Below are 525 nucleotides of genomic sequence, written 5' to 3'. Positions count from 1 at the left end.
CATGCGAACTCTGTAACTTCGCTTTCATACCATGCATCTTTTTGGTTATACGTGAAATCAACCTTCGTTGGTTCTTCTGTTATCTCACTCACCTTGATGCTCGTTTGAATATCAGACCCGGCTGCTGCATCTTTGAACAGTGGATCAAGTGCGAATCTACCCATAGGTAAAATCATTCCGGCTGCCATAAAAGAACCGACACCCATTAATGAATAGTTTAGAAATTGGCGTCGTGTAACTTTACTTGACATTCCTTTTCCCCCCTCGAACTCTACAAACTTTTTACATATTTATAACTAAGACACATTAAGTTTATCCTATTAAAACAGCACGGTCAACATGACAATTCACTTTTTAGACAAACTTTTTAATTTTTTTATAGAACGACTACTTAACTATTCCAAATACGTATAATTTCTTTTAATACTATTGTCATTTCATCTTTGACCATAGATTCTAGAATATCCTTATCCATATCGCTAATGGGTACGTGATTTATTTTAATTACTGGTATGCCTTCTAATG

At 35.0% G+C, this 525-nt stretch carries 1 pseudogene; it reads right to left on the bottom strand.

Annotated elements, in window-relative coordinates:
- Positions 1–251 (bottom strand): annotated as a pseudogene (locus ACFQY0_RS21400) (menaquinol-cytochrome C reductase); the annotation flags it as partial.
- Positions 252–525 lie beyond the last annotated feature (274 nt).

The sequence above is a fragment of the Haloferula chungangensis genome, assembly GCF_042664875.1.
GTDB lineage: Bacteria > Verrucomicrobiota > Verrucomicrobiia > Verrucomicrobiales > Akkermansiaceae > Haloferula > Haloferula chungangensis.
Note: the sequence above shows the minus strand (reverse complement) of the source record. Positions and strands in the feature narration are given on the sequence as shown.